At 67.9% G+C, this 6,148-nt stretch carries 5 protein-coding genes; 4 read left to right on the top strand and 1 reads right to left on the bottom strand.

What is annotated here, in order from left to right; translation table 11 throughout:
- The 3 genes from VNF71_10600 to VNF71_10590 form a co-directional block, all read left to right on the top strand.
- Positions 1 to 232: transcriptional repressor (locus tag VNF71_10600; protein HVA74999.1), on the top strand; the 232-nt coding region annotated here is incomplete at its 5' end.
- An 18-nt stretch (positions 233 to 250) separates the two neighbouring features.
- Complete coding sequence (katG, locus tag VNF71_10595; GenBank protein HVA74998.1) at positions 251 to 2,476, top strand: catalase/peroxidase HPI; 2,226 nt, start codon at positions 251 to 253, stop codon at positions 2,474 to 2,476.
- Positions 2,477 to 3,083: 607 nt separating this feature from the next.
- Positions 3,084 to 3,629 (top strand): alpha/beta family hydrolase, encoded by a 546-nt coding sequence (locus VNF71_10590; protein HVA74997.1) that lies wholly within the window; start codon positions 3,084 to 3,086, stop codon positions 3,627 to 3,629.
- Positions 3,630 to 3,806: 177 nt separating this feature from the next.
- Here the strand turns inward: VNF71_10590 and VNF71_10585 are convergent, their stop codons facing one another.
- The gene (locus VNF71_10585) at positions 3,807 to 5,336 is read right to left on the bottom strand and encodes an IS1182 family transposase (protein ID HVA74996.1); all 1,530 of its coding nucleotides are present in this window, start codon (positions 5,334 to 5,336) and stop codon (positions 3,807 to 3,809) included.
- Positions 5,337 to 5,506: 170 nt separating this feature from the next.
- On the opposite strand from VNF71_10585, the gene VNF71_10580 reads away from it, so the two are divergent.
- Positions 5,507 to 6,148: IS630 family transposase (locus VNF71_10580; protein HVA74995.1), on the top strand; the 642-nt coding region annotated here is incomplete at its 3' end.

Raw genomic sequence — 6,148 nt, 5'->3', positions numbered from 1 at the left:
CGCGGGTCTCGTCCGCCGGATCGCGCCGGCCGGCAGTCCCGCCCTGTTCGAGACGCGGGTCGGGGACAACCACCACCACCTCGTCTGCCGCGACTGCGGCAAGACCGTCGACGTCGACTGCGTGACCGGTAACGCGCCGTGCCTCACGCCCGCGTCGGCCGCCGGCTTCGACGTCGACGAGGCCGAGATCACGTTCTGGGGGCGCTGCCCCGACTGCCAGACCACCCCCTGATCCAGAGAAAGGATTCGCGTGTCCGACATCCCTGACGCCGTCGTTGGAGAAATGAACGAGGAGAACGGAAGCGGCTGCCCGGTCGCGAACGGTCGCGCCCCGCATCCGACCCAGGGCGAAGGGAATCGCGGCTGGTGGCCGAACCGGCTCAACCTGAAGATCCTCGCCAAGAACCCAGCCGTGGCGAACCCTCTCGGCGAGGAGTTCGACTACGCCGAGGCGTTCACGAGTCTCGACCTGGCGGCGGTGAAGCACGACATCGAGGACGTGCTGACCACCTCGCAGGACTGGTGGCCTGCCGACCACGGCCACTACGGCCCGTTCATCATCCGGATGGCGTGGCACAGCGCCGGCACGTACCGCACGAGCGACGGCCGCGGCGGCGCCGGTTCGGGCCAGCAGCGCTTCGCGCCCTTGAACAGCTGGCCGGACAACGCGAACCTCGACAAGGCACGCAGGCTGCTGTGGCCGGTCAAGAGGAAGTACGGGCAGAAGCTCTCCTGGGCGGATCTGATGATCCTCGCCGGCAACGTGGCGCTGGAGTCGATGGGTTTCAAGACCTTCGGCTTCGCCGGCGGTCGCGAGGACGTCTGGGAGCCCGACGAGGGCGTCTACTGGGGTCCCGAGACAGCCTGGCTGGGCGACGAGCGCTACACCGGCGACGACCGCCAGCTCGAGAACCCCCTGGCCGCCGTCCAGATGGGCCTCATCTACGTGAACCCGGAGGGGCCGAACGGCACCCCGGACCCGCTCGCCGCGGCGACAGACATCCGCGAGACGTTCCGCCGTATGGCGATGAACGACGAAGAGACGGTCGCGCTGATCGTCGGCGGGCACACGTTCGGCAAGACCCACGGCGCGGCCAACCCCCTCCCCTACGTCGGGCCCGAGCCCGAGGGCGCCCCGCTCGAGGAGCAGGGCCTCGGCTGGAAGAGCAGCTTCGGCACCGGAAAGGGGCCGAACGCGATCACGAGCGGCCTCGAGGTCACCTGGTCCACGACGCCGACACGGTGGAGCAACAGCTTCCTCGAGATCCTCTTCGGCTACGAGTGGGAGCTCACCGTGAGCCCAGCGGGCGCACACCAGTGGGTGGCGAAGAACGCCGAGGCGATCATCCCCGACCCCTACGACGCCACGCGGAAGCGCCTCCCGACGATGCTGACAACGGACCTCGCGCTCCGGTTCGACCCGGTCTACGAACCGATCTCGCGGCGGTTTCTCGAGCACCCCGACGAGCTCGCCGACGCCTTCGCGCGGGCATGGTTCAAGCTGACCCACCGCGACATGGGTCCCGCCGCGCGCTACCTCGGGCCCGAGGTCCCGAGCGAGATCCTGCTGTGGCAGGACCCGCTCCCGGCGGTCGACCACGAGCTGGTCGGGCCCGAGGAGGTCGCCGAGCTCAAGAACCGGATCCTCTCCTCGGGGCTGTCGGTCTCCCAGCTAGTCTCGACCGCATGGGCGTCGGCATCGACGTTCCGCGGCGGCGACAAGCGCGGCGGCGCCAACGGGGCACGCATCCGCCTCGAGCCCCAGAACGGCTGGGAGGTGAACGACCCCGACCAGCTGGGGACGGTGCTACGCACCCTGGAGGAGATCCGGGACGCCTTCAACAGCTCCCAGACCGAAGGCAAGAGGGTCTCGCTCGCCGACCTGATCGTGCTCGGCGGATCGGCGGCCGTCGAGGTGGCCGCCAGCAGCGCCGGCCACGACGTCGAGGTGCCCTTCGCGCCGGGACGGACGGATGCGTCGCAGGAGCAGACCGACGTGGAGTCGTTCGCCGCGCTCGAGCCGACCGCCGACGGGTTCCGCAACTACCTCCGGCCGGGGCACCGCCTGCCGGCCGACTACCTCCTGCTCGACCGCGCGAACCTGCTGACCCTCAGTGCCCCCGAGATGACCGTCCTCGTGGGTGGTCTGCGCGTCCTGGGCGCGAACGCCAAGCAGTCCCCGCCCGGCGTCTTCACCTCGACGCCCGAGACACTGACGAACGACTTCTTCGTGAACCTGCTCGATCTGGGCACCACCTGGACGGCGACGTCCGAGGACGCCTTCGAGGGCCGGGATCTCGCGACAGGCGAGCTCAAGTGGACCGGCAGCCGCGTCGACCTCGTGTTCGGCTCGAACTCCGAGCTCCGCGCACTCGCAGAGGTCTACGCCAGCGACCACGCCCGCGAGAAGTTCGTGCACGACTTCGTCACGGCGTGGGTCAAGGTGATGAACCTCGACCGCTTCGACCTCGCCTGAGCTCCAAGATCACTCAAGACGCGTGAGTGAGCACCGATTAAACGATTCGGGTTCCGATACCTCGAGCGGTTGCCGCGATGCAGTCGCCGTGGCCGACCACCGCCCTGGCGAGCCCACAGTCGAGACCCGGACCCGGTGATGCTTCTATGTTTGTCAAGTCGCGGGTGGCGGGTTCTCGAGTAGCCAGTAGAGGTTGCGGGCGAGGTACCGCTTGAGGCAGCGGATCGCTTCGCGGCGAGACTTGCCGTCTTTCATCCTGCGTTCGATGTAGTCGATCGTTGGCGTGTGCGTGCGGCCGCTCCATGATCAGCTCCCGCGCCAGCACCTGGCGCGGGTTGCGCATGAACAGCTCGAGCAGCGCGTACTCAGTCCGCGTCAACTCGAACGCCCGCCCACCGCGTGAAGCCTCTCGTGTCTGACGATCGAGCGAGAGCCCCACAAACCAGAGCGGCGCATCCTCACCCGCCGGACGCGTCCGCCGCGCGACCGGCCCGCGAGCGATGACGAGCGCCCTGTCCCGTGAGCTGGAGGCTAGGCTCGTTGGATCCTCGAGCTCGACACTCCTTACGGACTTGCCCGAGCGCACCTGCGCCTGGTGGAGTCGCCGGTGGCAGGGCTCGTGCTCGGCCACGGGGCCGGCGGCGGAATCGAGTCGCCCGATCTCGTCGGCGCAGCCGAGGGCGCCCGTTCCGTGGGGGTCAGCGTCGCGCTCATAGAGCAGCCCTACCGGGTAGCCGGGCGGCGGAGTCCCGCTCCGGCGCGCCAGCTCGACGCGGCCTGGACGTCGGTCGTCCTCAAGTTACGCGAGGGCCCGCTCAGCGCCCTCCCGATCCTCACCGGCGGCCGCTCATCGGGCGCCCGCGTCGCGTGCCGTACGGCAGTCGAGACCGACTCGGTCGCCGTCGTCTGCCTCGCGTTCCCACTCCACCCACCCGGCCACCCTGAGAAGAGCCGCCTCCCGGAACTCGAAGCCGTCTACGTCCCGACGCTGGTCGTCCAGGGCGAGAACGACCCGTTCGGGACGCCGCCGATCAACTCGAACCGCACCGTCGCCCGCATCCCGGGCACCCACTCGCTGGGAAGCAGCGCTGCTGTTGCAGTCGCCGTATCGGACTGGCTTCGGGCAACCGAGCTAATCGCGCGAGTGGGCTGACGACAGGTTCTGGCGAAGTCGTGGCTCCCGGCGGTACCCGCTAGAAGGTCCCTGAAGAAGTCGGTTTCCGGTGTGGGGGAGATTTCGGGTCGTGGGTGTGGTGTTCGGGGTGCTGGTGACCCGGTTTTGGGTTCGTGGCGGTGGTGGGGCCGCGGGGGTGAGGGCCCTGTCGGGGTCTTAGGCGTTCTGGGCGGCGAGGCGGCGTCCGATCGGGTTGAGATTGACGAGTGCGGCTGCCCATGCCGCTTGTAGCTGGGCTTTCTTGGTTCCGATGTAGCGGCTTTTGCGGGCGCCGTAGCGGTGGGCGAGCAGTCCGAGTAGCCGTTCGATGCGTGGGCGTTGCCGCCGGAGACGCTCGGCGGTGGCGGGGTCGGCGAGTGCTTGGCGTGCGGCGAGGGTGAGGTTCTCGTGTTCGCTCACTTTGATCTGGCGTCGGGCCTGGCTTGGGCAGCAACTGTCCTTGAGCGGGCATGCGCCACAGGTCAGCTGGGAGAAACTCGCGCGGCGAGCGCCGCTCGCAGAGACATTGATAGCGGCGGTTTGGCCTGCTGGGCAGGTCACCGTTCCGGCGTCGAGATCGATCCGGAACTCGCGTTTCCCGAAGCGACCCTCGACGACCTTGCCTTCCGGGACGGGCGCGAGCATGTTGACCCCTCGTTCGGCCAGCTCAGCGCGGACGGGCCCGTTGCCGTAGGCGGTGTCTCCGAGCAACCGGGCCGGCCGCCGCTCAGCTGTCTGCGCATCAACCAGATGTTTTGCTTGCGGCCCGTCGTGCTCACCACCTGGGCACACGTGTACCGCGGTTATCAGCGGCTCGCTGCTGTTGCTGGCGGCGGCTGAGAGCTTGTAGCCGTCAAAGCGCTGCCGGACGCTTTTGCGGCCGTGGCGCATCTCGGGGTCAACGGTCGAGATGATCCGGTCGCTTCGGGTGCCGCGATGCAGGCGCGGCACCCCGCCCTGATCGATATCGAAGTCCTGCCCGATCAGCTCCCGCAACAACTCGTGCGCCGCCTTGACTCCCTCATCCGCGAGCAGCCCCTTTGTTTGCTCGACGGCGGTGAGTGCGCGTTCGGCGTCCTGGGCGACCCGGGTCAGCATCCGCTCCCGCGCTGCCTTCTCACGCCACCGACAATCCGGCTTCTCACCCGGCCGCTGGTAGTCGAACTCAAGCCCCTCACCCAAGCCCTTGCCCGCCTCCTCATCGAAGACGCTGACGGCGTCGATCAGCTTTCGCACTCCATGACGGACGAGCCTGACTGTGTCCTGCGTCGCGACCGCCCCGAGCATCGGCGTCGAATCGATGATCTGCTCCGCCGTCCCATCGAGCATCCCCAACTCGGCGGCGAGCCGCAGCGTGTTCTCGAGCGCCAACCCCTCCTTACGGTGCAGCAACAACCTCGCCCGGAACTTCGTCAACGACGTCGGATGCCAACCCCGATGATCCACCGGCAACCCAAGCGCCGCCTTCCAACGCAGATCCCAGCCGACACACTCCATCGCCTGCTCATCGCTCACCCCGGTGCGGTGCTGCAACAGCAACACCCTCGCCAACAAAGACGGCGGGATCGACGGGCGCCCCACCCGCGCCGAATAGCACTCCACGAAATCCGAATCAGAGACGATCCGGTCGCCGTGCTCAGCCAACAACGCATAAAACGAGCCCTCCGGAAGCGGCCCCATCACTACCAACGCATCAAACAACCCCATTTGGCCAGACCGAGTCGTCAACATCCCAAAATTGTCACGAACCCACCGGACAGAGACACAACTTTTTCAGGAGTCTTCTAGTGTACTGCCTCAGAGGTTTATAGACAGTCGGGGATTTTCTGTGTTTGCTCGACGTTGGGGCCTTTCGTCAGCGACGATGGGAGGCTCTGATGGCAGTGGTGGAGCGTGGGCCGGCGAAGGCCGAGTTGGTGTTGAGCGAGGATGAGCGGGCGACCTTGGAGCGGTGGGCGCGGCGACCCAAGAGCGCGCAGCGATTGGCTCTGCGCTGCCGGATCGTGCTGGCGTGCGCGACGGGCGCGTCGAACCTGGAGGTCGCCCACGACCTGCGGGTGTCGCGGGCGACGGTCGGGAAGTGGCGTAGCCGGTTTGTCGCTGGGCGGCTGGACGGGCTGAGCGACGATCCGCGGCCGGGTGTGCCGCGCAGTATCAGCGACGACAAGGTCGAAGAGGTCGTGACAAAGACGCTGGAGCAGATGCCGGCGGACGCGACGCATTGGTCGACCCGCTCTCTTGCCAAGCAGGTTGGGATCTCCCCGGCGAGCGTCGGCCGGATCTGGGGAGCCTTCGGGCTCCAGCCGTGGCGCAGCGAGACGTTCAAGCTCTCGACCGACCCGCTCTTTGTCGAGAAGGTCAAGGACGTCGTCGGGCTCTATCTCGACCCGCCCGAGCGTGCTGTCGTGCTCGCCGTCGATGAGAAGTCCCAGATCCAGGCGCTGAACCGCTTCCAGCCCGTCCTGCCGATGCTCCCGGGCACCCCCGAGCGGCGCACCCACGACTACGTCCGCTACGGC

The organism is Acidimicrobiales bacterium (assembly GCA_035533095.1).
GTDB lineage: Bacteria > Actinomycetota > Acidimicrobiia > Acidimicrobiales > Palsa-688 > DATLUM01.
This window is presented reverse-complemented; position numbering and strand designations above follow the sequence as displayed.